The sequence below is a fragment of the Brachybacterium sp. P6-10-X1 genome (assembly GCF_001969445.1).
Classification (GTDB): domain Bacteria; phylum Actinomycetota; class Actinomycetes; order Actinomycetales; family Dermabacteraceae; genus Brachybacterium.
On record NZ_CP017297.1, the window covers coordinates 2351540 to 2378041 of the forward strand.

Annotated in this window: 16 protein-coding genes; 5 read left to right on the forward strand and 11 right to left on the reverse strand. The window is 67.1% G+C overall.

Going from position 1 to position 26502, the window contains the following annotated elements; all coding sequences use genetic code 11:
- Positions 1-152: 152 nt before the first annotated feature.
- The 5 genes from BH708_RS10685 (at position 153) to BH708_RS10705 (ending at position 7877) form a co-directional block, all read left to right on the forward strand.
- A complete protein-coding gene (locus BH708_RS10685) occupies positions 153-1217 on the forward strand; it encodes an ATP-grasp domain-containing protein (RefSeq protein ID WP_157235877.1) in 1065 nt (354 codons plus the stop codon).
- A 777-nt stretch (positions 1218-1994) separates the two neighbouring features.
- The gene (locus tag BH708_RS10690; RefSeq protein ID WP_076808580.1) at positions 1995-3380 is read left to right on the forward strand and encodes a hypothetical protein; all 1386 of its coding nucleotides are present in this window, start codon (positions 1995-1997) and stop codon (positions 3378-3380) included.
- A gap of 272 nt (positions 3381-3652) precedes the next feature.
- Entirely contained in the window at positions 3653-4963 is a 1311-nt protein-coding gene (locus tag BH708_RS10695) for an ISL3 family transposase (RefSeq protein WP_076806357.1), read from the forward strand.
- A 170-nt stretch (positions 4964-5133) separates the two neighbouring features.
- Entirely contained in the window at positions 5134-6297 is a 1164-nt protein-coding gene (locus BH708_RS10700) for an ATP-grasp domain-containing protein (protein ID WP_076808582.1), read from the forward strand.
- A 455-nt stretch (positions 6298-6752) separates the two neighbouring features.
- Entirely contained in the window at positions 6753-7877 is a 1125-nt protein-coding gene (locus BH708_RS10705) for a glycosyltransferase family 4 protein (protein ID WP_076808584.1), read from the forward strand.
- A 69-nt stretch (positions 7878-7946) separates the two neighbouring features.
- Here the strand turns inward: BH708_RS10705 and BH708_RS10710 are convergent, their stop codons facing one another.
- From BH708_RS10710 to BH708_RS10760, 11 genes are all read right to left on the reverse strand, one after another.
- Positions 7947-8795 (reverse strand): polysaccharide deacetylase family protein, encoded by an 849-nt coding sequence (locus BH708_RS10710; RefSeq protein ID WP_076808586.1) that lies wholly within the window; start codon positions 8793-8795, stop codon positions 7947-7949.
- Between the two features lie 29 nt (positions 8796-8824).
- Complete coding sequence (locus tag BH708_RS10715; RefSeq protein WP_076808587.1) at positions 8825-11632, reverse strand: hypothetical protein; 2808 nt, start codon at positions 11630-11632, stop codon at positions 8825-8827.
- Entirely contained in the window at positions 11629-13362 is a 1734-nt protein-coding gene (locus BH708_RS10720; RefSeq protein WP_076808589.1) for a hypothetical protein, read from the reverse strand. Before BH708_RS10720 ends, BH708_RS10715 begins: the two co-directional genes overlap by 4 nt.
- A 73-nt stretch (positions 13363-13435) precedes the next feature.
- Entirely contained in the window at positions 13436-17461 is a 4026-nt protein-coding gene (locus BH708_RS10725; RefSeq protein ID WP_076808592.1) for a glycosyltransferase, read from the reverse strand.
- A 59-nt stretch (positions 17462-17520) separates the two neighbouring features.
- The gene (gene wecB / locus BH708_RS10730) at positions 17521-18693 is read right to left on the reverse strand and encodes a non-hydrolyzing UDP-N-acetylglucosamine 2-epimerase (RefSeq protein WP_076808594.1); all 1173 of its coding nucleotides are present in this window, start codon (positions 18691-18693) and stop codon (positions 17521-17523) included.
- A gap of 31 nt (positions 18694-18724) precedes the next feature.
- The gene (locus BH708_RS10735) at positions 18725-19780 is read right to left on the reverse strand and encodes an ABC transporter ATP-binding protein (protein WP_076808596.1); all 1056 of its coding nucleotides are present in this window, start codon (positions 19778-19780) and stop codon (positions 18725-18727) included.
- A complete protein-coding gene (locus BH708_RS10740; RefSeq protein ID WP_083713497.1) occupies positions 19764-20657 on the reverse strand; it encodes an ABC transporter permease in 894 nt (297 codons plus the stop codon). Before BH708_RS10740 ends, BH708_RS10735 begins: the two co-directional genes overlap by 17 nt.
- Entirely contained in the window at positions 20647-22515 is a 1869-nt protein-coding gene (locus tag BH708_RS10745) for a glycosyltransferase family 4 protein (protein ID WP_157235880.1), read from the reverse strand. The genes BH708_RS10740 and BH708_RS10745 overlap by 11 nt, the downstream gene beginning before the upstream one ends.
- 130 nt (positions 22516-22645) lie before the next feature.
- Entirely contained in the window at positions 22646-24397 is a 1752-nt protein-coding gene (locus BH708_RS10750) for a hypothetical protein (protein WP_076808598.1), read from the reverse strand.
- Between the two features lie 124 nt (positions 24398-24521).
- Positions 24522-25409, reverse strand: coding sequence for an ABC transporter ATP-binding protein (locus BH708_RS10755; RefSeq protein WP_083713501.1), 888 nt, complete (start codon positions 25407-25409; stop codon positions 24522-24524).
- A complete protein-coding gene (locus BH708_RS10760) occupies positions 25406-26500 on the reverse strand; it encodes an ABC transporter substrate-binding protein (protein ID WP_083713502.1) in 1095 nt (364 codons plus the stop codon). The genes BH708_RS10755 and BH708_RS10760 overlap by 4 nt, the downstream gene beginning before the upstream one ends.
- Between the last annotated feature and the right edge of the window lie 2 nt (positions 26501-26502).

A 26502-nucleotide genomic window follows, 5' to 3' on the forward strand; every position in this document is an offset into this window, starting at 1 on the left:
CCAGTACTGACACATAGTCGGCGGTCGGCGATTCGGGGGAGCTACGAGCACCCCAAAGGATCGCCGACCGAAACTACATCACGCTTCAGTTTTAACCTATAAGTCTTGCGGCAGTTTCATCGCATTACACGTAAAGGGAGTGCGTTTTGTCAGTGCTTTTCGAGTACGAGCGAGCCTTCATCAAAAATGAGATTATCGATGCGAATTTGCAGTATGCTTCAGTTCCTGTAACGAAGCCGATCCACCTGAGTTACCTCGAGTACTTTGAAAACTATGGCTGGACGAAAGAGCCTGTTCCCGATCGGCCGACGCACTTTCGGCTCTTTGATCCGAGCGGACACGAAGTGGTGACCCTAAAAGGCCTTTCCGCTACTCGACACCCGGCTACCACGACTCGAATTTGTCGATTCAAACACTTTACGAAGAAGATGTTAGACCTCGCTGGTGTCGTCAATCCTGCCGGAACTGAGTTTCTGCCGACCGAGAAGGCGATCGGAGCGGAGTACTTTGCGAAGCTGCCCAAACCTGCAGTGGTAAAGCCCACGAATGCGGCCTCCTCTGACGGGGTTACGGTTGGAGTGGTTTCCGATAAGCAGTTTGCGGCAGCTTGGGACGGAGCAGTAGAAGCGGGCAACAAGCATACGCGCGTTTTGATTGAGCAATTCGTTGAAGGGCTTGAAGTGCGTGCTTTTGTGGTTAACAAGCGTGTTGTCGCGACAGTAGTGCGCCTCCCCCCATTCATCGTGGGTGACGGGAAAAGCAATGTCAGCCAACTTATCGAGCTCGACCAAAAGGCTCGAGACGTCCATCGCAAAATCAGGTCAAAATTCGCTGTTGATTGGCCAGCGATCAAGTATGCCGGCTATACTTCTGCCTCGGTCCCAAGTGAAGGCGACATAGTGATCGTCGGGTACTTTAAGACAACGGCGTCTGGCGGGCTCTTTTTTGATGTGACTGACAGGCTCCACGAGAGGATCGAAGACATCGCGGTGCGCGCCACTGACGCAATACCTCACCTTGAAATTTCTGGAGTGGATTTGCTCGTGGATAGTGTCGACAATCCGCAGACTGTGAATGTGATTGAGGTAAACACTACTCCGGCAACAGACCTACATCGCTATCCAACATATGGAGCGGCTCGGCCTGTCGAGAAGTATGTCGCGGATTTCTATGACGCCGAATACCACGAGCGTCTGAGAGAGGCTCTTCGCAGATGAGGCTCGGCATTTCATGGGGAAGGTGAGCAGGGTTGGTCGGCGTTGTTGCCGGTGTTGATGGGATGATTCTGGCCTGTCGTGCACAGGTGAGCGCGGTTCGTAGCCGCCCCGAGGGGTCATTAGTGCTGGTCAGCGCATTTCCGTTCATGAGAATGGGTCACTGATGTGGCTCTTCAGATGCGGGTGCAGCGATCGATGGTGGTGTGGGCGCGTCGGTCCGGGGATAGACGTCGGGGGTCTCCCGAGGATGGACGTTCCTACACTCACCATCTGGAAGACCTCTACGTGCCCAAACGCTACCTTCACCGCGCCCGATCTCGATATGTTCTGCCAGCTCGACCGGCTCGATCTGGGCGCGACCTGACGGTCGGACGACGCTGACCGCGCGATCCTCGAATGCCGCGTGCTCGAACCAGACAACTGGTGCCACCAGTGAGATCAGGCTGAACCTCGGCAGAGCTAACAATCGCCTCCCTCGATAGCGTCACATCCGATAGAATATGCCGACCTTCTGCGCCCGAACCACGCAGTTGCACGTCCTCACGCGCACAACACCACTTTACCCTTAGCGTCACACCATCGAGGAAAGATCTCAGGGAAGGATATACGTGATGCGCGTCTGAGTTGATCGTGCGTTCTCGCATCGCACGATAATAGCGCCGCTCGAGAGGCTCTGTCGCCAGGTACGCGACAGCAACACCTCGGCATGCGTATCCTGCCGTGCGGTAGGGCGGACGCTGGCAGGGAGCGACGCACAGCACAGCACGGAGGCACCACGTGAGCGACGACCTCGCATACCGATTTGGCTTCCTTTGCGTGACCAGGGGGAGAGCCCCGGAGGCGGTCACACAGTGGCACCGGCTCGACCTGGTGGGCCAGGACCTCTTCGTCCACCCCGAGTCGACCGTCCAGTCCGTTGCGACTGAGCGCGGTGACACAGCCATAGTCGTCGGCGACATATTCGTTGCCCACGGCGTAAGTCCGCTGGACGAACTGCTGCTCAGCATCGCAGATGGGGACCGCCGTCCACTCGAGGATCTCAGCGGCCGATTCGCTCTGTTCGTGGTGACCGCTGGGGAGATAGTCGTCCTACACGACCCGCTTGGATCACAAGCACTCTTCTATGCCAGGTCAGGCGGCATCGCCGGCTCCCATGCCGCCCTCGTCGCAGAGACGCTCGGCGTCGCGCAGTCACGCCGGGTGCGGCAGTACATGGCACTCCCCGAATACAAGGCGCGGAAGACTCGATTTCTCCCGGGTGACCTCACCTTATTCGACGAAGTCGCCCTTCTGCCACCCAACAATGAGCTTCACCTTCGCGGCGCCAGAACCTCTCGCTATTGGCCTATCCATCCCGTCAAGGACTCCTCGCGCGAGGAGGCTTTCGCAATCTGGGACGAATATTTCACAAACTACGCCAGATTTTTGGCTCCTCGATATAGCCCTGTCCTCGGACTTACCGGTGGAACCGATTCCCGGTCGGTGATTGCATCTTTGCACAGCAAGGGGATCGAGCTCCGCTGCGAAACATGGGACTCGATGCCTATCCAGGAACGGGAGCGCATCGACCCGATGGTCGCGCACCTCCGCGTCAATCACAGATGGCTGGACCTCAGCCATCGCGTCGACTCCACCCGCTTCCACGAGCTGCGCTCAGCAGCCAAGAAGGCCGCGGGTTTCACCCGCGGGACCCCATTGCTTCCGGCGTTGATGGACGACAGGGCGGGAGCCCGCGACGTCTTCCTCTATGGGCACGGAAGTGGCGTCATGCGCGGCTCCTATAGTCGACTTTTCAAGCCCTGGCTCCCTGAAGATCCACTGAAACGCCATTACGCACTATACGCTGGCCCGAACCGCAAAGACGCATCGCGAGCGTATGAAACGTTCACCCTCGAGGCGCTGAGGAATTTCCTGAACCGCGCAAATTATGGCTCCGAGCTTCACGGGGCAGACATCGGTGACCTCTTCTACTGGGAGCAGCGCATGGCGAATTGGGCCGCATTGCAGATCGCGACCTTCTCGGTCACGATGCAGTCTCATGCCGCACTGAACAGTCGCCGACTTTTCTCGACCTTCTGGGGAATCCCTGGGGAAGCGAGGAGCACGAAGGAGCTCAACAAGGACGTCATGCGTCACTACGACCCAGTCCTGGCCGAACTCTGAGCCTCTTGCCCGACCCCGGAAGCACTCCAAGGCAGCCACCCCGGCAAGCATCCTGATGATCACAGTGCAATCACCGGTGTTGTGGCGGCGCCGACGCGGACGATCCACGTCTGCCCTGCCCGGGCGAGGGTCACCGAGACTTCCCCGTTTCTCGGCTCATCGCAGTTGAGGGGGTAGTCGCGGGGCGTGGGGTGGGCGCGTCATTGCCGGGATAGACGTCGAGGTCTCCCGATGATGGAAGTTCTGACGCTCGCCATCTGGAAGACCTCGACATGCTCAACGCTACCTTTGACGACCCCGATCTGACGACCTTCACGCGCCTGGCGGAGCTTGGCCTGGTCGCCGTGGGGCAGCGGATCACGGCCTCACGGGCGGTGCTCGAGTGCCGGCTCGCTGAGGAGGATCCGTGGTGCCGCGCCTGCGGGGCACGAGCGACCTCGCGGGGCTCGATCACCCGGTCCCTCGCTCACGAGCCGTTCGGTCACCGGCCCACCACGCTGCTGCTGCGGATCCGCCGGTACCGGTGTGATCACTGCGGGAACCGGTGGCGCGAGGACACCACCGCTGCGGCACCCGAGCGGGCGAAACTCTCTCGCGGCGGGATGCGCTGGGCGCTGGAAGCCCTGGTCGTCGATCACCTCACGATCGCGCGGATCGCCGCCGGGCTCGGGGTGGCCTGGCACACCGCCAACGACGCCGTCCTGGCCGAGGGCCAGCGGCTGCTGATCGATGACCCGACCCGCTTCGACGCCGTCCGCGTGATCGGGGTCGACGAGCACGTCTGGCGTCATACCCGGCGCGGCGACAAGTACGTCACCGTGATCATCGATCTCACCCCCGCCAGGGACAAGACCGGGCCGGCCAGGCTCCTGGACATGATCCCCGGCCGCTCCAAAGCCGCGTTCAAGGCCTGGCTCCAGGCGCGCCCCGAAGAGTGGAAGGACCGGATCGAGGTGGTCGCGATGGACGGTTTCACCGGCTTCAAGACCGCGACCGGCGAGGCGCTCCCGGGCGCGGTCGCGGTCATGGATCCCTTCCACGTCGTCCGCCTCGCCGGGGACGCGCTGGATGACTGCCGGCGACGCGTCCAGCAGCAGCTCCACCAGCGCCGAGGCCGCAAGCACGACCCCCTCTACAAGTCCCGCCGCACCCTCCACACCGGCACCAAGCTGCTCACCGATCGCCAATGCGAGCGCCTCAGCGCGCTGTTCGAGCGCGAGAAGCACGTCGCGGTCGAGGTGACCTGGGAGATCTACCAGGCCATGGTCGCCGCCTATCGAGAGCCCGACCGAGCGAAGGCCAGAGTGATGATGGAGAAGTTGATCGGGGCGCTTGGCAAGAAGGTCCCCGACGCCCTGCCCGAGCTGGCCAAGCTCGGCCGAACCCTGACGAAAAGGGCCGCGGACGTGCTGGCGTTCTTCGATCGGCCCGGCACCAGCAACGGCCCGACCGAGGCCATCAACGGCCGACTCGAACACCTCCGCGGCTCCGCCCTCGGGTTCCGCAACCTCACCCACTACATCGCCCGCGGCCTCCTCGAAGCAGGAGGCTTCAGACCCCTGCTACACCCTCAAATGCGATGAGCCCGTTTCTCTGCACGAGTGACTCGACTACTCACAGCGGATGCGGACTCTTCGGACTGCCAGCAGCGCCACCGGCGGGCTCCACCTCACCCGGACCACACGACGTGCGACCATTGAGCACCAACGCCGATCGGCCTGGTCTGCCCACCACTTCCCGAAGGATTCACCCCGTGGACGCCTCGCATCTGGATCACATCCTCGACCGGCTTCCGGACACCTCGGTGAACGTCTACGGCAAGGGCACGCAGCGCACCGTGATGGGCAGCTACATCCAAGCCGCCCGGGAGCTCGGTCGTCCGTACCGAGTCGCCGAGGACGACCGCGGCCGCCGGTATCTCCAGCTCCTGCGCCACGACGGCTCGCACCTGGGCGACATCGAGCCCGTCCTCCTCCCCGGCTGCTCCACGGCGACCAGAGCCATCTGCAACAACAAGATCACCACGGCGTCGGTCCTCTCGGGCCGGGGAGTCCGCACGCCCTTCACCGCGATCCACGGCCCGGACGACGTCGACCGCGCCTACGAGGATGCGTTCCGCACCGCGACGCAGGTGGTCATCAAGGCACGATCGCTCACCCTGGGCCGCGGCGTGTTCCTCAACGTCACGAAGGAGAATTTCCGCGAGCACTTCTGGGCCTGTGTCGAGAAGCAGAAAGGAAGCCGCCGCCCGGATCTCCTGGTCCAGGAGATGGTGCCAGGATTCGAGATGCGGGCCACCGTCGTCGAAGGGGAGCTCGACAACGTTCTGGTGCGCATCCCGGCGTACGTGGTCGGAGACGGAAGGTCCACCATCGACCGGCTCATCGACGCCAAGAACGAGCGGCGCTCACGATGCGCGTACTTCGGTACCAAGCTGATCGCGAGAGACCACAACCTGCGCTCCTACATGCAGGCCTACGGCCTCGACGGGTCCCAGATCCCGAAGGACGGCGAACGGGTGCTGCTCTCGTCGATCTCCAACGCGTCCTACGGCGGTGAGACGGCGATCGTGACCGATCTCGTGTCCGATCAGATCAAGGACACCGCCGTCCGAGCAGTGGCTGCGGTCCCCGGGCTCCGGACGGCCGGCGTGGACATCATGGCGGAGAGCTTCGACTCCGCGTCGCCCGTGGTGCTCGAGCTCAACTCGTTCCCCCACGCCCACCTGTCGATCTACCCCTACTTCGGTGCCGGCACCAACCCTCTCACCCGGTTCCTCCGCGCCTTCTACGCGGAGGACGCGAAACTCCGCGGAGCCATCGATGAGATTCCCTCCGAGGATCAGCATTTCCTCGCCGCCTATCAGCGCTTCTATGACCTGAAACACGCGTTGGAGGCAGCGGCGGTCACGGCCTGAGCGCACGCCCGAATCGGTGCTGATCACCGGTTCAGCCAGATCGAGCAGTCAGCTCACCGGGCCTGAGCGAGGCAGATCTGATCACAGCTTCGCATCGACTCCGAGGCCGCTCTGTGCCCTCGCAAACTGCGAATTTACGCTAGTTGTATGAAAACTCCTGACCCCGGTTCGACGAGGAGCGGGGCCAGTGACAGCAGCACCCTCGACAAAGGGGGAGCCCGCTCAGTCCGTGAGGATGAGACACACCTGATTCTCCCGCTGGACCCCTTTGACGGAGGTCTCGACCTGCACGTGGTCGACGACGAGTACATCTCAGGCCCCCTCGCCGGGTACTGTCGGTGGCTCACCGCGCCCTCCCCTGCACGACGTACTCGTGCATGGTGCACGCCGTACTCTGGGACGACGATGCTCAGCCAGCATCCACGGCCACTCTCCGACCTCGATGGGCGTACCGCATGAAAATCCTTCTCGCGCCGAGCAACGTGGCCGACCAGTCGACGTCGATCGCGGCGGGCCTGCGGGGACTCGGTCACGACGCGCAGATCTGGAACTACGGGCCCAGCCCGAACGGCTTCCGCGTCGATCGCGAGTTCAATCCCGAGACGGCCGAGGACTACTTCCGCGTGCTGGAGGCCAGCATCGAGGAGTCCTTCGACGTCTACCACTTCCATACGGCGCGCTCCCTGTTCCCCGCGCGAGGTGGCCTCCCGCAGATGTGGGACCTCCCTCTGCTCCGGGCACTGGGCAAGCGGATCATCGTCTCCTTCCACGGGTCCGACGTCCGCAAGGCGAGCCACCACGTCGATGACGACCCCTGGAGCTTCTACCGCTTCGCCGACATCCCCTGCGACGAGGAGAAGATCGACACCCGGCTCGCGATCATCCGCACCTACGCCCAGGCGATGACGGTGTCCTCCGTCCTCGATCAGGTCTACGTCCCCGAGGCCACCTATCTGCCCAAGAGCCTCGACCTCACGGCCTACCCGATGACAGCGCCGCCGAACGGGCGCCGCCCGGTCGTCCTCCATGCCACACGACGGCGCGCCACCAAGGGCACCGACATCATCGAGCAGGAGCTGGAGCGCCTGAGCCGCCGGTTCGACGTGGAGGTGCGGATCCTCGAAGGGGCCGGGCACGACGAGCTGCTGCAGGAGATGGCCCAGGCGGACATCGTCGTCGAGAAGCTCCTCGGCGGAGACGCCGGTGTCCTCTCCCTGGAAGCGATGGCCCTCGGGAAAGTTGCGGTCGCCCGGATCCGGGACGAGGTCCTCGAGCGACATCCGTCGATGCCGATCGCGAACGCCGACCCCGAGACCTTCGGCGAGGTCATGGCGGACCTCCTGGCCTCGCCCGGACGTCGCGCCGAGCTCGGCGAAGCGGGGCGCGCCTACGTGGAAGGCGAGCATTCCGCCGAATCCACCGGCCGGCTCCTGGAGGAGATCTACTCCTTTGCATCGCCCCGGCCTGCGCGGCCGCATCCGGAGTGGGCGAGCGATCCGTCGCCGCGGCGCCTGGAGAAGGCTTACGCCCGCATCGATGCCTTGGAGACCACGGTCGCGAGGCTCCGACAGCGCCGCTGATCCGCGTCCCCGCCCCGTCGGCCTATGGCCGGGCCCACGGTGGAGTCCGTGCGCTTCCCGCGACGACCATCACGCGCGAGCGGTGACGGCTTCGCCGCTCGAATCGGCCAGAAGCAGCTGATACGGCGACAGGGTCACCAACGACCCCTGGCGCCGGAGCTCTACGATGTGGTCCAGCACGGCGGTGAATTCCTCGACGCTCAGCTTCCCGTCCCGTCCCAGCCGCGAGGGATGCAGCATCAGCTGGAGTCCACGCCCCTTGCGCACCACGGCGTCGATCCTTCTGGTGGTCTCCTCGACCGACCGCGCGTCGAGCGTCACGTGGGCGAGGCCGTTCCGGACCCGTCCGTCGAGCAGCCGCTGGGTGGTCCCGGAGACGTGGCCGGAGGCCACCGCGTGATGAGCAAGGATCGCGAGCCCTGAGGGAGTCACCCAGTTCGCGGGGGTGGTCCCCTTCCCGAACCCGGCGTAGTCCTCCCCCGGGATGCCGGGTGGGTTGAATCCCCAGACCTTGCCTGCGGCGGCCGGCAGCTGCTCCTCGATCTCGGAGATGGAGGAGACGATCTCGTCGTGGACGTCCTCGGGTGTCGAGATGCCGCGGTGCGATGCCGAGTGGTTCCACACCTCGACGTGGCCCGCTCGGATCCAGTCGTTCATCTCCTCGGCCGTGACGCCCTCGTTCTCCCGCAGCTCCCAATTCCTCGGATTGTGGGCCTGGGAGACGGTGAGACCGCGCTCGATGACCAGTGGAAGCACGAAGCGCGCGAAGTTCGCGAGTCCATGGTCGAAGCGGAGCGCGACCGCCGCACGACCGCCGGTGTCGATCGGCCCACCGAAGGCGTGCTCGAACGAGGTCCGTCGGATCTCGTGCTGGATCCAGGCCTCGCCTGCGGAGAGCGTTCTGGCGTCCGTCGTCATCAGTCCCTCTTCGGTCGGGTCCGGAGCGTTCAGCGGAATTCGCTGCGCAGCCCTCGCAGCCTCCAGTCCGGAGTCGGGTCCTGTGCCGCCTCGCGCACGTAGTCGAGGTACTCGTTCGGCGGCGGGACGCGATGGCCCGGTCCGAGGTACGGCGTATGGGACGTCAGCCTCCGTGCGTTCGCGGAGGCGTGGAACGCTTCCTGGAACGGCAGGAAGTGGTTGGTGTGGTGCATGTCGTCGCCGGGGTTCTGGATCAGGACCACGTCCTGGTCGAAACCGATCCGTCGATACCGTTCGATGAGGTCCATGCGCGGAGCCTGCACCGGATCGTCGGAGACGGTGTCGCGTCCGAACAGTGCCCAGTGCGCCGTCGTGGCGATCCGCGGGACGTATCGGTCGATCTGGATCTGCGGGTTGAACGACACCACCCGCGTTCCCTCGAGGTACGCCGCCAGCTGCAAGGCGGCGAAACCACCGCCGGAGTTCCCGACCAGAAGCACCTTCTCGATCCCCTTCTGGTGGGCATAGGACTCGACCATCCGAGCGAGGGTCCGGTGGAGGTCGAGCTCCTCGTTCCCGACGTACCAGGAGAGCATCATCCGGGAGTCCAGGTCGAGGCAGGGGTCCGACAGGAACATGACCGGGCCGAGACCGAGCGTCGGCATCGTGCGCAGCCGCTCGTAGCGGGGCATGCTGAAGCGGGACCGGTCCGTCGCCCCATGGAAATACACGGTCAGGACGTCCCCGGGGGCGTCGACGACGTAGGCCGACGGGACGAGCTGTCCGCAGTCGACGCTCCAGACCGCAGGCTCCTCGAGCTCCTCGGGGTACTCCCCGGCGTCCAGGGTGGTGTGGACGGGGACCGAGTAACCCGGCTGCACCAGGTCCTCCTCGGCCCACCGGATCAGCGCTGACCTCCGAACGTTGCCCACGGCAGGGTTCTCGGCGATCCGATCGGCGAGCTCGATGCCTGCGATATCGATCAGGGCGGAGGCGAAGGCGTGGTCCCGCAGTCCGGTGATGCGCAGATCCTCGCCGGCAGCCATCAGATCGTCGAGGCCCTTCTCGCGCGCGTCGAGTCCTCCGCCGGCGGCACGGATCTGTTCTTTGACACGTTCGATGGCGCGCCTGGTCTCCACACGTTGCTCCAGCGCCTCGGCCTCGGTGAGTCCACCGGCGGCCGCGAGCGCGATCGTCCGCGCGATCGCCTCGTCCGGGACGAGGCCGGAGGGGACGATCGCCGACAGCTCGGGAGTGACCACCAAGGTCTCGTCCAACTGCTTGTCGACCATATCGACCGTGAACTCCTTGCCCGCGTGGGGCACCCGCCGTGCGCTGAACCGCTCGGGGTCCACCACGTCGGAGATGATCGTGACGACCCGTGCGCTCGTCCCGCCGAGAGGCACTCGAAGACGCCAGGCGATGCGCTCGCCGTCGGCATCGGAGAGCTCCTCGACCGTCGACTCATGGACGGAGCCGGTCGAGGCGAGCAGCGAGATCGTCTTGCCCTCGGCGTGCAGGCGGAATCCTCCCTCGACCTGCTCGACCTGCACATCCGGGGCGGCGATCCACTGCTGGTGGGCCTGGAACTCCTGGGACGCGCGGACCATGTCGTCGACGACCATGTAACTGCCGGTCCGGGCGAAGATCGCGTGGCGCTGCCATTGCACGGCTCGGTGCAGAGTGTTCTTCACGACGAAGCCGTCGAGCCTGTCATCGGCATAGTGCCGCACCAGCTCGGCCCCTCCGATCGCGCGATAGCGCACGCCCTCGACGTGGATGATCGAGTGGGCGTCCTCGCCGGCTGCTTCGGGGGACGGAGGATCGATGAGCCAGTCGCGACCCTGGGAGTGGTAGGTGATCCGCGAGGGGTCTCGATGGGCCTCCCGGCCGCGCACCGGCCCCAGGATCATGCTGACGTGCGTCTCCTCGCGCGCGTCGCGTTCGGTCTCGCCCCATCCGCTGCGCAGCGAGACGAGTCCCTCGGCGTCGATGTGGCGGATCGACACCGGCGGGGAGCCCTCCTCTCCTCCGGTGACGACGTAGCGCATCTGCGAACTCTGCGCCCCGGGGACCGGGTCCGGGAACGCGCCGCCCATGGGGACCAGGGTCCCGTCCGGGCTCATGGCCTGGATCCAGAAGTCCTCGCTGCGCAGGCGGTCGAAGATCGGGTGATCCCTCGGGATCTCGAGCGAGAGCAGCTCCTGCTCCCATTCCCGGGCCGTGTCCACGATGCTCGCGAGGTCCTCGGCGATGGCGTAGCCGTCCTCGCCGAACGTCTGGGTCGCTGCGCGAACCGCAGTCTCCTGCAGCTGCTCGTCCGAATCCCCACGGCGATGCTGCAGCGCAAGGCGCACCTGCAGCACGCGCAGCCGGCGCGCCGCCGGAGCCGCCTCCTGCTCGGATTTCTCGAGCATCTCGAGATGCCGGGGGATCGCCGCGACGGCCGAGCTCCCCGCGGGGGCGCCAAGGGCGATCGCGACCGACCGCTGCTCGAGGGGGTTGATCCCCCAGGCCGCGGATTCCGGGTTCGCCGCCGCGCTCGAGCGGGCCCAGGCCTCGAAGAGCGTCGACCAGGTGTCCTCCGCGCCGGGGACCTCGCCGCGCACACGACGCAGGACATCGAGCCAGCGCAGGGACTGCAGCATGAGGACGTGATTGCGCGCCAGCCCCGCGGTGTCATCGAAGGCGTTAGAGCCGGCGACGGGCACGACGTCGTCGCCGAGCTTCAGCCGCCCCTTGCGCAGCGCCTCGGCTCGGGTGGCGTCCGTCGAGCGCGGGGAGAAGAAACTCGTCATCAGCCGCGAGGTGAGGTGCGTCCGGTCGATCGGGCTCATCGCGCGCGGACCTCCTGGGCTCGCTGATTGAGGTCGTCGACATGGGAGTCGAGGCGATCGATCCACAGAGCTCTGTTCAACCAGGACTCGTGCACCGGCAGCGCATCGTCGGTCTGGATGATCCCCAGGAACTCCTCGACCTGGTCCTGCTCGAGGAACTCGGGCCACAGCCGCGGAGAGCGGAACACCTCGTGGAAGTACTCCGGGTCCGTGTCGTACGTCGCGAGCTTGCGCTTCACGCTCCGCTTGGAGTCGGCGACCTCCGCCTTGTAATAGCGGATGTCGGACCACTGCGGCATCGCCCGCTGGACGATCTCGTCCGGGAAGACCTTGTTCACCTTGTCGTCGGGCTCGAGGTCGAAGCAGGCCCGGACGTAGGCCGGTCCCGAGAGCATGATCGCGGCCATGGAGCCGAGCGCCTGATTGCCCCACCGACGGAACTTCTCGGTCAGATAGAGGTAGTCCAGCGAGGCGATGTCGGGACGCCCATGGGCCTTCGCCCGCTCGTAATACTGGTCGAAGACGCCCTCGAGAGCACCGTGGGAGGTGTCGGTGGCCAGCTTTCCCCGGAAGGCTCTCGACGCATAGGCGACCGGGTGCGGGAGCTTGGCGAGGCGCTCGTAGTCACCCGGGCGGTGGTAGTAGTACCCGTGCATGATCTCGCCGCCGACACCGCCGATGCTCAGGGCCGCGGACCGGCCCGGGATCCGCGTGTTCGACTTGATGTTCGTGGGCGCTGCGTCGCCGTCCCACATGGCGAAGGCGTTGGCGAAGCGCTCCTCGAGAGACATGGTGATCCCGCCGGGGGTCGGGACCGTCACGTCGTGCCGGATCTCCTGGTCGGAGTTCTCGGAGCCCGCGAAGGTCGCCATCAGCTCCTGGGCGATCTCGGCCTCCGCCTCGAGCGTTCCGAGAGTCATGACCCGCGCGCTGCTGCCGCCGCTCAGCCAGATCGAGGACGTCATCCGCGAGTCCCGGCCGCCGCTGAGATACAGCGTGGGGGTCTTGACGCTCAGCGCATCGAGGTTGCGGGCGATGATGCGGGTCTGGTCGATGACGCCGTCGTAGTCCGGCCGGTCGGGGCGCTGTCCGACCAGCTCGGTGAGGTCGGTGTGCTCGGGGAAGCTGACGTCACCGCTCGGGCTGATGTCGAGACAGGTGGACTCGCGCAAGCGGCGGATGCCGCGGATCGGCGAGTCGTCGAGCATGAACCAGCCCGCGAGCACGTACCGGCCCACCGCCTCCCGATCGACCTCGGCCGGGCCGTCCAGGAAGTGCGTGAGGATCCCGATGTGGTTGGAGGCGGCCACGAAGTCGTCGGTGATGACGTAGTAGCAGCGGCCCAGCCCGAGGGTGTCGGCCCAGACGCGCACCGAGCCGTCGGAGCTGCGATGGATGCCGAAGTGGTTGGGCAGGAGCCGGACCATCTCACCCCGTCGGACCATCGGGGCGAGCTCGTCCCAATAGGTCTCCGGGGAGGTGTCGCGGTCGACGGGGATGGGCGGCTGGGAGACCGCGATGATCTCCGAGCCGTCCTTGTGCCAGGTCGCGGGCTTCCAGGCGCCCTCCATCCGGTCCGCGTTGAAAAGGGCGACACGACCGTCGGAGAACTGGTGGTCCACGGCCTCGCCGAAGACGGTGCGAGCGTCCTCGACGACCGCGCGGAAGAGGTGGGGAAGACGCTCGCGCGCCGCCGAGTTCCGGGCGGCGCAGACGAAGTTGATGTTCACGGCGAAGGGTCCTTTCGTCGCTTGGAGCGGGGAAGCGTCGGCCTCGATCGAGGCGTGGGAGGGTGCACCGGCCTCAGTCGAGGCGCAGGCGGGTATCGACGGAGGCGCGAGTGTCGATCGGGAAGGTGAAGCCCACCGACCAGGTCGGCTCCATGGAGCGGTCCTGGCGGGAGCGCCATCCCCGCATCGGATCGTCCTGTCCGCGCACCGGTTCGACCAGAGTGCCCGGGCCGGTGATCGAGAGCCGGACGGTCCTGCCTCCCGCCGTCGAGACGAAGACGACGTCATCGCTGGTGGAGTCGAGCTGGAAATGGCCCGCCACGTTGAACCAGAGGGTTCCCTCGCGCGTCTCCGGGGACTGCGCGAAGACGGAGTCCTTGATCAGGAGCTCCTCCCCCGGCGTGTAGACCACCCGGCGACGATGGATGTAGTCCGCGTGGTGGACGCGGCCGGAGAGGTCGAACACGCCGTCCTCGGTCCGGAGGCACTCGCCCAGGCCGCTCCCGTAGGGCTTGCGGGTCCTGCGATCCTGGTTCTGCCCGTCCATCATCAACGTGTTGTGGGCCATCGTGCCCTCGACGTACTGCCGCTCGGGAGCTGCGTAGTAGAAGCCCTCACGGCGCAGCGGGGAATCGGGCGGCAGCAGGTCCCCGTATCCGAAACGACCTCCATCGGTGAGGATCTGCTGGCCCCTGTCGTACCACACGACGTTGAGGTCGTCGGCGTGCTTGTGCGCCCGCGAGTGGAAGGCGGCGCTGAACGCGAGATACCCGCTGTTCGCCAAGGTCCCGGGACCGTCCGGCTGCGGGGACCGCACGAAGGCGTACCCGCCGTCGCCGTAGGCCGCCAGCTCCTGGGTGGGTCGCTCCCCCGAGGCACCGTCGGAGAGAAGGTACTGCGTCTGCGGGTCGATCGACTGCGAATCGTCCTTGACGATCCGGGTCTCCGGGGAGTCCCCGAACTGGACGAGCGTGCCGTCGGGCTGGATCATCCACCCGAGCACGTGCGCCGCGCGCTCGACGCGCGCCTTGACCTCCTCGTCCTCGATGAGACCATCGTTGACCGCGAGCTCGAAGGAGTTCAGCAGCATCCGGTGGTAATCGGGAGAGTGCTCCAGGTGGACCCCGTCCGGCGCGAACTGCGACTCGGCCATCTGGGCGAGTCGGGCTCTCCCCTCGACGCCGGTCGCCCCCGCGTCGGGGAACATCCACGCGTACTTGGCGGCGTGGACCTGGGAGACCGCCGTGTAGAAGCCGTGATTGTTGTTGGGGTTGAAGGCGCGGTCCTGGTGCAGCTCGTCCAGGTGCCAGGCGACCGCCTCGGCCAGGACGACCGCGTCGTCGTGCAGCTCCGCGACGCGCGCGGCGCGCAGGGCGAGGGCGAGCAGTCGCGGGGTGCGTAGGGACTGCGACATGTCGTACCACGCCATCGGGTCGTCCTCGTCCTCGGCGACCCGGTGGATCTCGATCCAGCCGATCGCGATGCGCACCGCCGCACGGAGCCAGTCGAGGTCGCCGGTCTCGTCGTACGCCCGCAGCAGCGGATCCATGAACTCCCAGGCGTGGAGATGGAAACCCCAGGACCGATGCTCGTTGCCGTAGTGCGCCCAGTCCTCGATGCGCGCGACCGGGACCGGCTCGAACTTCGCGAAACGCCAGCCGGTCTCCAGGACCGATTCCGGACTCTGCCGGATGTCCTGGATGGTGAACCATCCCTTGAGCGCGGGCAGGTCGGCGGCGGCGAGCTGCTCGAGGAGCTCGCCCGGGTTGATGCCGCGCTGGTCGAGGACCAGCTCGGATTCCAGGGTGAGGTTCTCCGGGCCCTGGTAGCCCAGCTTCTTGTAGATGCGGTAGTACTCGTTCACGTTCCTGTCCCAGGATCGATGGTTCCGGACCCAGCGCGAAGCCTTCGCGCCGAGCTCCCGGCGTCGTGCGGGATCGGCGATCAGCCCAGCGATCTTCAGGGCCAGATCGTCCGCGGAACCGGCGCGGAACGTCTCGACCGCACCGGACTGATCGGCGATCTCCTGGAGGGCGCCGACGTCGGAGAGGATCACGGAGCGCCCCGTGGAGAAGGCTTCGAACGGCTTCAGGGGAGTCACCAGATCCGCGACCTTCGACTCCTTCCTCGGAACCACGAACAGATCGATCAGCCCGTAGTACCGCAGGATGTCCTCGTGCGGGACCCGCCCCGTGAAGAAGACGTTCTCGATCCCCTTCCGCTCGACGTGGGCCTTGAGGGTGTCCAGATAGTCGCCGTCGCCGACGAGCAGCAGGCACATCGGAGCGACCGACTGCGCCGCGGCGAGGTGGTAGCCGTCGATGAGGGTGTCGATGCCCTCGTACTCCACGATCGAGGAGATGTACCCGACGACGACGGCGTCCTCGGGCAGCCCGATCTCCGCCGCCAGCTCCCGGTCCGCGTCCTGGACGGGGAAGTTCGCGGCTTCGACGGCGTTGGGGACGATCGACACCTCGTCGTCGGCGATGCGGCCGTCCGCCGACTCGAGGATGTGGTCACGCATCACCTCGGCGAGGGTGAAGACGTGGTCGGGCAGGAGACGCGCGATCTCCTCCGCATGCTTGCGCAGCTCGTAGGCCGCCGGCATGCCGTAGATGCTGAACATCATCTCGGCGCCCTGGGTCCAGCTGTTCGCGGTGACCGTGCGCGAGAGCCACGACTCCTCCCAGAACCCGCGGGACTCGTAGACCGTGGGAATGCCGTACTTCCTGCCGACCACGCTGACGATCAGCGCGTTGAAGAAGTCCGACTGCGCGTGGAGGATGCTCGGGCGCACCCGCTGGACGAGCTCGGCGAGCCCGATCATGTTCGTCCGCAGCCATTCGTCGATGAGCATCTCGTTGCGCTGCGGGCCGGGCAGCAGGTAGTAGTCGACGCCCTGGTAGGTGTACTGCTCGATCTCCTCGACCGTGCGCTCGGTGATCCCGGCCTGTCCGACGATCGCGATCGGGAGGCCCTGACGTGCCTGGGCGAGAGCCGTGTACTGGGTGCGCAGCGTGTATCCGGTCTGCGTCTCCGGGAGCACCCGGCCGACCATGTGGAGGATCGGCCCCTGCGGGTCGTACGCCGTCCCGTCCGCCAGTTCTGCGGTGACCAGTGCGGGCTGGGTGAAGAGCTCGATCTCGTGCTGGATCTTGGCCACGGCGTTGGCGTCGTTCTCCCGCTGCGACTTCTCGTGCACCTTGGTCACGACGGTCGAGGCCAGGTCCCAGTAGCCGGCGGCGCGGTAGAACCGGTAGAGCGCTCGCAGGGTGGTCAGGCTCTGCGTGTCGGCCACGTCGTAGTGCTCGATCAGCGGGCGGAGCTGAAGGAACTCCTCGCGCTTGAGGTAATCGGTGAAGAGGCGTGCGGCCTGGCTCTTCGTCAGGAGCGTCCGGGGATCGCGGCCGAGCTGGATCGCCGATTCGAAGGACGTGCGCAGTGCCGTCCTCGTGGTCAGGCGCACCTCCTTCACGTCGGCCTCGACGGAGTCCAGGAATCCTGCCGGCACGCGAGCCCGGAGAGTCCTCAGATCCTTGCGGATCGCTTCGAGGCGTGTCTTCCCGGCTTCCTGACCGCTGCTGAGACGACGGACCTCCTTCTGGAGCTCGCCGGTGACCTGCTCGCCCTGATCGAGGCGGGCTCCCACCCCGTCGAACCCCTGGGCAGCGACCACGAGGTCGGCGCGGATCCCGTCGACACCGCGCGAGAGGCCGTAGAGCCGGTTCGAACCGTCCTCGATCCGCTCGTCATGACCGGCGATCCGCTCCTCGTGCGCGCTGACCTGCGCGGTGTGGTCATCGAGCCGATCGGACGCGACCCCCATCCGGTCATCGAGTGCATCCGTGCGGTCGCCCAGTGCCGCGGACCGGGTCTCAAGATTCTTCGCGCGGGTCGCCAGCCGATCGTTGGTGGCCGAGAAGTGGCCGACGACCTTCAGGACGACCAGGCACAGGCCGACCACGAGCACGATGCCCAGCAGGCCCGCGATGATCGCCACGATCCACGACCCCAGTCCGGCCGCGATCGTCTTCAGCACGAGGACGAGGATCGCCCCCGTGCCTCCGAGGATGGTCGCATTGCGCAGTTTCGACCTCATCGCCCGCCTCCTGCATTCGGCTTCTCCGTGGTCACGATCGCCCCTCCCGGTCAGATCTCTCAGGCCGTGTGCCCGCTGAAGTCCTTCGGCCGCGCGTCCGCGCCGAACTTCCAGTGGATCGCCTCCACGGTGCGGCGCGCTGCGTCTCCGTCGCCGTAGGGGTTCACCGCATTCGCCATCGCGGAGTACGCCTCCGGGGAATCGAGCAGGAGCGATACCTCGTCGACCAGGCGTTGGCGGTGGGTGCCGATCAGCTTGACGGTACCGGCGACCACGGCCTCCGGCCGCTCGGTGTTCTCACGCATGACGAGAACGGGCTTGCCGAGGCTGGGGGCCTCTTCCTGCACGCCACCGGAGTCCGTGAGCACGATGTCGGCGAGGCTGAGCGCACGCGTGAACTGCGCATAGGCCAAGGGCTCGATGAGCACGACGTTGTCCAGGCGGTCCACCGCGGGCATGATCGCGGAGCGGACCTTCGGGTTCTTGTGGATCGGGAACACGATGGTCAGCGCCGGGTACTTCGCAGCGAGGTCCGCCACGGCCGTGCCGATGTCCTCCATCGCCGAGCCGAGGTTCTCCCGCCGGTGCGCCGTGACCAGCAGGATCGGCCCGGTGCTCCCGGCGGCCCGCTTCTGCTGCAGCTCCTCGAGCCGCGGGTCGTCGAAGGTCACGTCCACGTTCCGGGTGGCGAAGAGCAGCGTGTCGATGACGCTGTTGCCGGTGATGACGATGTCGTTCTCGCTGACGTCCTCGCGGGTCAGATTCGCCTTGCTGGTCGAGGTCGGTGCCAGGTGCAGGGCGGCGATCTGGCTGGTGAGCTTGCGGTTCGCCTCCTCCGGGAAGGGCGAGTTGATGTCACCCGAGCGCAGCCCGGCTTCGAGATGCACGACAGGGATCTGACGGTTGAACGATGCGACGGCCGCACCCATCACGGTGGAGGTGTCGCCCTGGACGATCACGGCGTCCGGCTGCTCCTTCTCCAGGATCTCGTCGACCCCGGAGATCACCTTGGCGACGATCCCGTTCAGGCTCTGGCCGGCGCTCATGATGTTCAGGTCGTGGTCGGGAACGATGCCGAACATGGTGTTGACCTGGTCGAGCATCTCGCGGTGCTGACCCGTGACGACGATGATGTTCCGGAGGCCGTCGGCCTTCTCGATCGCCTTGATGATCGGGGCGACCTTGATCGCCTCAGGACGCGTTCCGTAGATCGTCATGATGTTCTTGGTCATGGTGAGCTCCAACTTCAGGGGGCGGGGGAATTCAGGTCAGGTCGTCCGGGAGGACCGTGGCGGGGAAGGTCTTCCGCGGTGAGAGATGCGTGCGGTCGTAGACCCGGGTGAAGGGGTCCGGCTCGAACTCCGGGGCGTCGGCGGATCCGTCGCCGGTCGTGGTCGCCGGCTCCTCGGGGGCGACGGGGAAGAGCTTCTCCGCCCGCCGCTGCGCTTCTCCTTCGAGGAGGGCGTCGCGGAGCAGTCCAGCGGCCTTCTCCTCCTTGCCCTGGGCCAGGTTGTGGGCGAACCAGCGGTACTTGCGGGCGACCTCGACCGCGTCGCCGTCGAGCACCACCTGGCCGCGCTCCATCCAGACCGCACGGGAGCACATGTTCTCGATCGTCTGCGCCGCATGGTTGACCAGGAAGACGGTGCCGGCCTTCTCGAGCAATCGATCCATCGCCTTCTTCGACCGCTCCGCGAAGGTGGCATCACCGGTCGCGAGTGCCTCGTCGATCATGAGGATCGAGGGGTCCGCCGCCAGGGAGATGGCGAACTTAAGCCGGGACCCCATGCCCGAGGAGTACGTCTTCATGGGGAGGTCGATCGCCTCGCCCAGGGCGGAGAGCTCGACCACGGTCTCGAAGATCTCCTCCGCCTGGTCCGGGGTCAGTCCCATGGCCAGCGCGCCGAGCTTGACGTTCTGCGCACCGGTGAGTTCGGGGATCAGGGCGGCGCTGACGCCCAGGAGCACGGGACGGGACGTGGTCAGGATCGTGCCCGAACTGGGTGCTTCCAGCCCTGCCAGCGCGCGCAGCAGGGTCGACTTCCCGGAGCCGTTGCGGCCGATGATGCCGATGAACTCCCCCGAGCGGGCCGCGAAGGAGACGCCACGCAGGGCCGCGACGCTCACCATCTGCTTGCGCTGGAGCTTGCCCCGGAGCCCGGGGCGCGGCGTCCGGTCCGTGCGAAGGACCTTGTACCTCATCCGGACGTTGTCGGCCACGACGGTCACCGGCGACTCCGCAGGGGCCTGCCATCGCTGATCGTCGGCCTCGATGCCGTCGCCGGCCGACGATGCGGTCGCGTCACTGTCCGCCGCCATAGCTCGCCTCCCCCCGCCAGAAGAAGAGGAAGCCGAAGAGCAGGAACCCGAAGGCCCAGCCGCCGAGGATCAGCCAGGACTCCAGCGATGGCATCCCCCCGTCCATGAGCACCTGCCGGTACATCTTGATCATCTGGTAGATCGGGTTGGTCTGCACGACGGCGTTCACCGTCGGGTTGTCCAGGAATCGCTCGATCGGGAAGATCACGCCGGATCCGTACATCAGGAACCGCCCCACGACGGTCATGAACTGGCTGACGTCCGGGATCAGGAACCCCAGGCGCGCGACGAAGAGATTGATGCCCAGGTTTAGGATGAACTGGAGGGCATAGATGGGGATGATCAGCAGCCAGCTGACCCGCGGCAGCTCGTGGGGAGGGATCAGCATGATCATCACCAGCACGACGCCGATCGTGTACTGCATCTGCAGCATGTCCCGCAGCTCCGCGGAGAGCGGCAGGGACGCCCGGGGGAAGGAGAATGCCCGGATCATGGGCCTGCCTGCCTGCAAGGTGCTGGTGCCCTGGCTGATGCTGCGCATGGTCGAGCGGAACATGAGGATGCCGATCACGACGTACGCGGCGAAGTTGTCCACGCCCCGGGACATGTTCAGGATCAGCCCGAAGACGACGAAGTACAGGGCGGCGTCCAGCATCGGGCGCAGCACGAGCCACACGCTGCCCAGATGGTTCCGGCTGTTCTGCGTCGACACCCGGTGGCGGGCGTCGGCCCAGATGAAGTGTCGGCGCTGCCACAGCTGCGCCAGGTACTCGCCGAGGTCGGGACGGACGCCGACGGGCGAGAGCCCTTCGGCGTGGAGGCCTCGCGCCTCGAGCCGGCTCATGACCTGCTGGGCGGACTTGGCGTCATCGGCCATCCGCGTCACCTCCTCCACGACTGTTCAGGGTCTGCTCGTACACCACGCGGTATCGTCTCACCTGTGCGGACCAGGAGCGCTTCCGCGCCATCGTTCGGCCCGCTGCACTCTCCGCGACGGCGCCCTCGTCGTCCATGAGGGCGTGGGAGATCGCACGTGCCAGATCGCTCGGCGATCCCGGTTCGACGAACTGTGCGCACGGCACGTCCTCGTCCGTCGTCAGGACCTCGCGCAGGGCCGGGAGGTCCGAGACGACCAGGGGCCGCCCGAGGGCCAGCGCCTCGATCGGCTTCTGCGGCGTGACCAGCCGCGATACCGCGAGGTCCAGTCGTGGGATGATCACGGTGTCGAGAGCTTCCACCCACCGTCGCGCGCTGTCTCGCGGCACCCGGCCGGGGAGGTGGACCCGGTCGCTGATCCCGAGTTCCTCGGCCAGCGCGACCAGACCCGGACGCGCCGTGCCGTCGCCGACCAGGACGACATGCACCCTGTCGCGCATCTCCCACGGCACCGTGTCGTCTCCCGTGAGCACCGCCACAGCCCGCAGCAGGACGTCGAAGCCCTCGTACTCCACGAGCGCGCTGGCCGCGCCGACGAGGAACGCGTCCTCCGGGATGCCGCTGCTCCGGTCCAGCCCGACGGACGCTCTGGCCGTCGCAGGGTCGACGCCGTCCTCGAAGAGGGAGTCGTCGACCCCGTTGGGGACCAGGGTGATCGTGCGTTCGTCGACACCCCGCGCGACGAGTTCGTCCGCCATGGTGCGGGAGAGGGTGACGACCGCGTCGGCATCTCTCGCCAGTTCGGCCTCGCGGGCGGCGATCAGGGCAGCCTTCTCGGATCCCGCGGCCGAGCGGCGGCCGTCCGGGGTGCTGTGCGAGGCCACCCACGTCTGCTCCATGAGCCCACGGACCTCGAGCACCCAGGGCAGCCCTGTCGCCCGCGCCACGGTCTGTGCGACCAGCGCATTGAGATAGTTCGTCGTGGCGTGGAGGACATCGGGACGGAACTCGTCCACGAGGCGCAGCGCCTCGTCGATCTCGTGCTGCAGGCGCTCGGTCTGGGTCTGCGGCAGAGCGGCGGGCAACGAACGGACGTAGCGGATGCCGTCGACGACGTCCTCGTCCCGCGCCATGAGCATCCCGACCATCACCGGGTAGCCCGTGCGGGTGAGCGCGATCGAGTCGACGTCGTTCTCGCGCAGCGCGGTCAGGATGCGGTGACTGCGCAGGGAGTACCCGGATTGGGTGTGGGGCAGCGAGTTGGTCAGCAGGTGCAGTGCTCGCAGGGGACGGTCCGTGCGCTCCCCCGGCAGGTCCTGCGGAGCGGGCGAGCGGCCCGTCGACAGCAGGAAGCCCGGCTCGAGCAGCTGCAGCTCGCTGCGCAGGCGCCGGGCGTATCTCGATCCTCCGGCGCCGGAGGTCTCGAGGAGGTCGACGGCCCGGTGCAGGTCACCTCGGGACCAGGCCGCGCGGGCCCTGGTCGTCGCCGGGGCGGCCGCCGAGAGCAGGTCGGGCCGGTCCAGCAGGACCGCGACCTCGCCCGAGAGCCGCGAAAGGCCACGAGCGTCCTCGCCGTCGGCCGTGTCGAGGAGGGATTCCGCGATGTCATGACGACCGGCCATCAGCGACCCGAGGGAACCGACCGAGGGGAGACGGCCCGAGAGCCGCTGGAGCGCACGTCCCAGCCGGACCCGGAGGGAGAAGGGCAGCCGACGGCTGACCTGGATCGCGAACAGGGCCGGGTCGTCGACGAGGTGCTGTGCGCCCGCCTGCAGCAGGAGTCGGGCGTTCCGCGTCAGCTCACCGCGCCGCTCCCCGGAGAGCTGCGGAGCCTGACGTCGCCGATGGTCCCTGTTCACCGGACCGAGGGTATCTGTCGCGCTGACCGTTTCCCACCGCCGGGCCGTGAGCCTGCTCGCGTCGCGCCCGAGCGTGACCGGCGCGACGCCGCCGCTCCCGCCGGTCCCGATGCGTCCTGGACGCGGTCGGTCACGCAGCCGCGCCCCACAGCCGGGAGCGGACTCGTTCGAGCGCACTGACGTGGTCCGGGAGCGCGTCGAGCACGTAGGCCTTGTTCAGGTTGGACTCGTGCATCGCATTGCCCTCCCCGGCGTGCACCGCCGTCTCGATGTCGGCCATCGCTTCGGGCGTGAACCAGCGCTGCCAGGCGGACCGCTCGTGGATCAGGTGCTCCATAGACCCCGGGGAGGTCTGCCAGGTCCGCACGCCCTGGACCCGGACCGACTTCTTCGAGTCCTCCGGGGTCGCCTTGTAGTACGGGATGTTCTCCCATTCCGGGATGAGGGCCCGGGACATCGCCTTCTGCATCACCTTGTCGAGCCGCTGCTCCGGGACCAGGTCGATGCCGGCACGCACGAAGACCGGGTTGAGCAGGAGGACGAAGGACGCGGAGGTGAGCTGCGCGTTGATCCACCGACGGAACTTCGAGTGCATCTGGAACACGTTCAGCGCGGTGGCGTCCTCGTGACCGAGGGAGCGGGTGAACGCCTTCTGGTTCTCGATGAACTCCAGGGTCGAGACCCGGGACTCCGGGGTGTTCACCTTTCCGAGGAAGGCACGTCCCACCCGGTCCAGCGGATGCTCCATCGCGCGTGCCGCCTCGAGCATCTTCGGGGTCGAGTAATAGATGCCGTGCATGACCTCGCCGTTGGCGCCGCCGATCGTGAGACCGGAACGAACAGGCGGACGTCGGATCGGAGCCTTCAGGTTCCCGGGGGCGAAGTCCCCGTCCCACATCAGGAGACCGCTCGCGAGCCGGTCCTCGATCGAGAAGTCCGAGATCCGCCCCGGGCTCGGGTACGTGACGCGGTGCGTGATGCCGGTGGCCTCCAGGGAGCCGTCCCGGTCGATCGCCGCCAGCAGCGCCTCGGCGACGTCGACCTCACCCTGCAGCGTCCCCATCGTCTGGAGCTTCGCGGGCTTCCCGCCGGCCAGCCATGCCGCGGCCGTCACCCGGGAGTCCTGCCCGCCGGACAGGTGGACGGTCGGCTCCTTCACGGCGAGGTCTCCGATGTTGGAGGTCAGGACCGCCATCGACGCCGCGACGGCGTCGAAGTCCGGTTCCTGCTCGCGGTAGGCGTAGAACTCCGCGTCCGTGGCGTAGCGGCGCCGCGAGACCTCGTCGTGCCGTCCGACGCTGACCACCTCGGCCGGGCCGAGACGTCGGACATCGCTGATCGTCGAGTGGTCCTCGGGCCAGAACCCGACCTGGGCGAGCAGGTCCGCGCCGTAGGAGTCGACCTCCAGGGGGCGCGAGGAGAACAAGGAGACCATGCCGATGTGGTTCCCCGCGGCGACGAAGTCCTGATTCTGGACGACGTAGGCGCGCCCGAACCCGAAGACGTCGTTCCAGACCTCGAGGCCGCCGTCCTTCCACAGCGAGCTCCCGAAGTAGCCCGGCTGCACGGTCCGTCGCCCCCGGTCCTCGCGCAGGGCCGTCCGCGCCCACTGCTCCCATCCCGCCCCCGGGATCTCCTCGGTGTACGAGACCGGGGGCTGGGAGAGCGAGAGCACGCCGTGCTCGTCCTGGAGCCAGGTCGGGGCGTTCCAGGTGCCCTCGACGGAGCGTGCGTTGAGCACCGCTCTGCGGTCGGTGACCTCTGTCGTCGCATTCGTCAGCCCGTACGCCTCGGCGCCGAGACGCAGCGCCTCCTCCCAGATCTGCGGAAGGAGTCTGCGGCCGCGGTCCGAGATCGCAGCAGCAGCGAAGGTGATGTTCACGGTCGATCGAAGCCTTTCGCACGGGGTCGGGGCCCGTCATTCACAGGCTCCGGTCAGAATCGGCACACAGTCTGCCTCACCGTCGGGCCCCGGTGGAGCAGGTGCTCACCGTTGCCCGCACCGCTCACCGCTCGATCGCCCCGGCGACCCGCTCCCGCAGCTCGATGAACTCCGGCAGGCGGCGCATCTCCTCGCCGAGGGTGCGGCCGGCCTGGGCGGACAGCGTGACGTCCTGGTCGAGCACCACCCGGCCCGGACGGGCGCTCATCACCAGCACCCGGTCGCCGAGGAACACGGCCTCGTCCACGTCGTGGGTGATGAAGAAGACGGTGCGATGCTCCTTACGCTGCAGATCGAGCACATCGGCCTGCAGGCGGGAACGCGTGATCGCATCGAGAGCCCCGAAGGGCTCGTCCATGAGGATCACGTCGGTCTCGTTGGCCAGCACGCGGGCGATCTGCGCGCGCTGCTGCATGCCGCCGGAGAGCTCGTAGGGGCGGGTGTCGCCGAAGTCACCGAGCCCCACCATCTCGAGGTACTCCTGCGCCTTCTCGCGGCGCTGCTTCTTGCCCACCTTGCGGATCCGCATGCCCAGGGCCACGTTCTCGCGCACCGTGAACCATGGGTAGAGGTTCGGCTGCTGGAACACCACGCCGCGCTCGGAGCCGGGGCCCGTGATCTTCTGGTCGCGATAGCGGGCGGTGCCGCCGGTGGGGTCGAGGAAGCCGGCGATGATCTTCAGCAGGGTCGTCTTGCCGCAGCCGGAGGGGCCCACCACGCACACGAACTGCCCCTCGGGGATGTGCAGGTCGGTCTCGGCCAGGGCGTGGACCACGTCCCCGGAGTCGGTGATGTAGCGCTGGGAGATGGCCTCGAGGGAGACGACGGGTTCGGTGGTGGCGGAGCCGGTCGCGGTCTCGGTCTGGCCGGGGCCGGGCGCGGGTCCGGCCTGGGCGGGGCCGGTCGCCGACCTGTCAAACGCCGGGTTCTCCGGGGCGGGGCGGTCGGTCACGGGGCGACCTCCTCGATCGCATCGGCGTAGGGCATCTGCTCGTACACCTCGGCCTCGGCGAGCGCGTCGATCTCGCGCTGCTGCTCGAGGAACTCCGCGGTGCCGGCGAAGGCGGTCGAGAGCCCGTCCCCGCCGAAGAACTCCTCCCCGGCGAGCTCCTCGAGGGTGGGGAACTCGTAGCCGTCCAGGAGCTTGCTCGCCTCCTCGGGAGTGATGCCGAGCTGGACGCCGATGGACACGGCGGCGGCCTCCGGCTCCTCGTTCATGATGCGATTTCCCTCGGCCTGCGCCAGGGTCCACATGCGCAGGAAGTCGGGGTTGTCCTCGATGAAGGCGGTGGTGCCCGCGATCAGGTCGAAGGTGGGGGCGCCCAGGCCGGCGCTGTCCTCGCTGGAGAGGATCGGGTGGCCGGTCTCGACCAGCTGGGTGAGGGTGGGCTCCCAGACCCAGGCGGCGTCGATCTCGTCGCGCTGCCAGGCGGCGAGGATCGCGTCCGTGGCCAGGTTGATGACGCGCACCTCGCCGGTGAGTCCCGCCTCCCCCAGCGCCGTCAGCAGGGAGTAGTGGGCGGTGGAGCCGAAGGGCACGGCGATGGTCTTGCCCTTGAGGTCCTCGAGGGTCTCGACGTCGGGGTCCTTGGCGATGAGGGACTCCGCGGCGCCGATGACGTCGCTGATCCAGATCACCTTGATGTCCTTGGACAGCGGCGGGGAGGCGGACTTCACCGCGGGGCTCGAGCCCACCTGGGAGATGTCCACGGAGTCCGAGCCGAAGGCCTGGATCACGTCGCCGCCGGAGTTCATCTTCATCCAGGTGATATCCGCGTTGGGCATGCAGGTCTCGAGCAGCTCGAGGTCCTTGACCACCAGGTCCCCGTTGGGGATGGCCTGCCAGGCGATGCGGGCGGAGGTGGTGATCGACGGGTCCGGCTCGACGGGGCAGGGGACGGAGCCTTCGAAGTTGTCGGGGTGGCTGGTGCGGCCGGACTGCACGCAGCCGCTCAGGGCCAGCATCAGGCCGAGCGCGGCGGCGACCAGGCGCAGCGTCGTGCTGCGGGGGCGGGGTGCTCCGAGGTTCGTGGCGGGGCTCATGG

Coding starts and splice junctions, on each gene's coding strand:
- BH708_RS10715 (WP_076808587.1), bottom strand. CDS start 11,632: ATGAGCCCGATCGACCGGACGCACCTCACCTCGCGGCTGATGACGAGT.
- BH708_RS10705 (WP_076808584.1), top strand. CDS start 6,753: ATGAAAATCCTTCTCGCGCCGAGCAACGTGGCCGACCAGTCGACGTCG.
- BH708_RS10760 (WP_083713502.1), bottom strand. CDS start 26,500: ATGAGCCCCGCCACGAACCTCGGAGCACCCCGCCCCCGCAGCACGACG.
- BH708_RS10710 (WP_076808586.1), bottom strand. CDS start 8,795: ATGACGACGGACGCCAGAACGCTCTCCGCAGGCGAGGCCTGGATCCAG.
- BH708_RS10740 (WP_083713497.1), bottom strand. CDS start 20,657: ATGGCCGATGACGCCAAGTCCGCCCAGCAGGTCATGAGCCGGCTCGAG.
- BH708_RS10695 (WP_076806357.1), top strand. CDS start 3,653: ATGCTCAACGCTACCTTTGACGACCCCGATCTGACGACCTTCACGCGC.
- BH708_RS10735 (WP_076808596.1), bottom strand. CDS start 19,780: ATGGCGGCGGACAGTGACGCGACCGCATCGTCGGCCGGCGACGGCATC.
- wecB (WP_076808594.1), bottom strand. CDS start 18,693: ATGACCAAGAACATCATGACGATCTACGGAACGCGTCCTGAGGCGATC.
- BH708_RS10725 (WP_076808592.1), bottom strand. CDS start 17,461: ATGAGGTCGAAACTGCGCAATGCGACCATCCTCGGAGGCACGGGGGCG.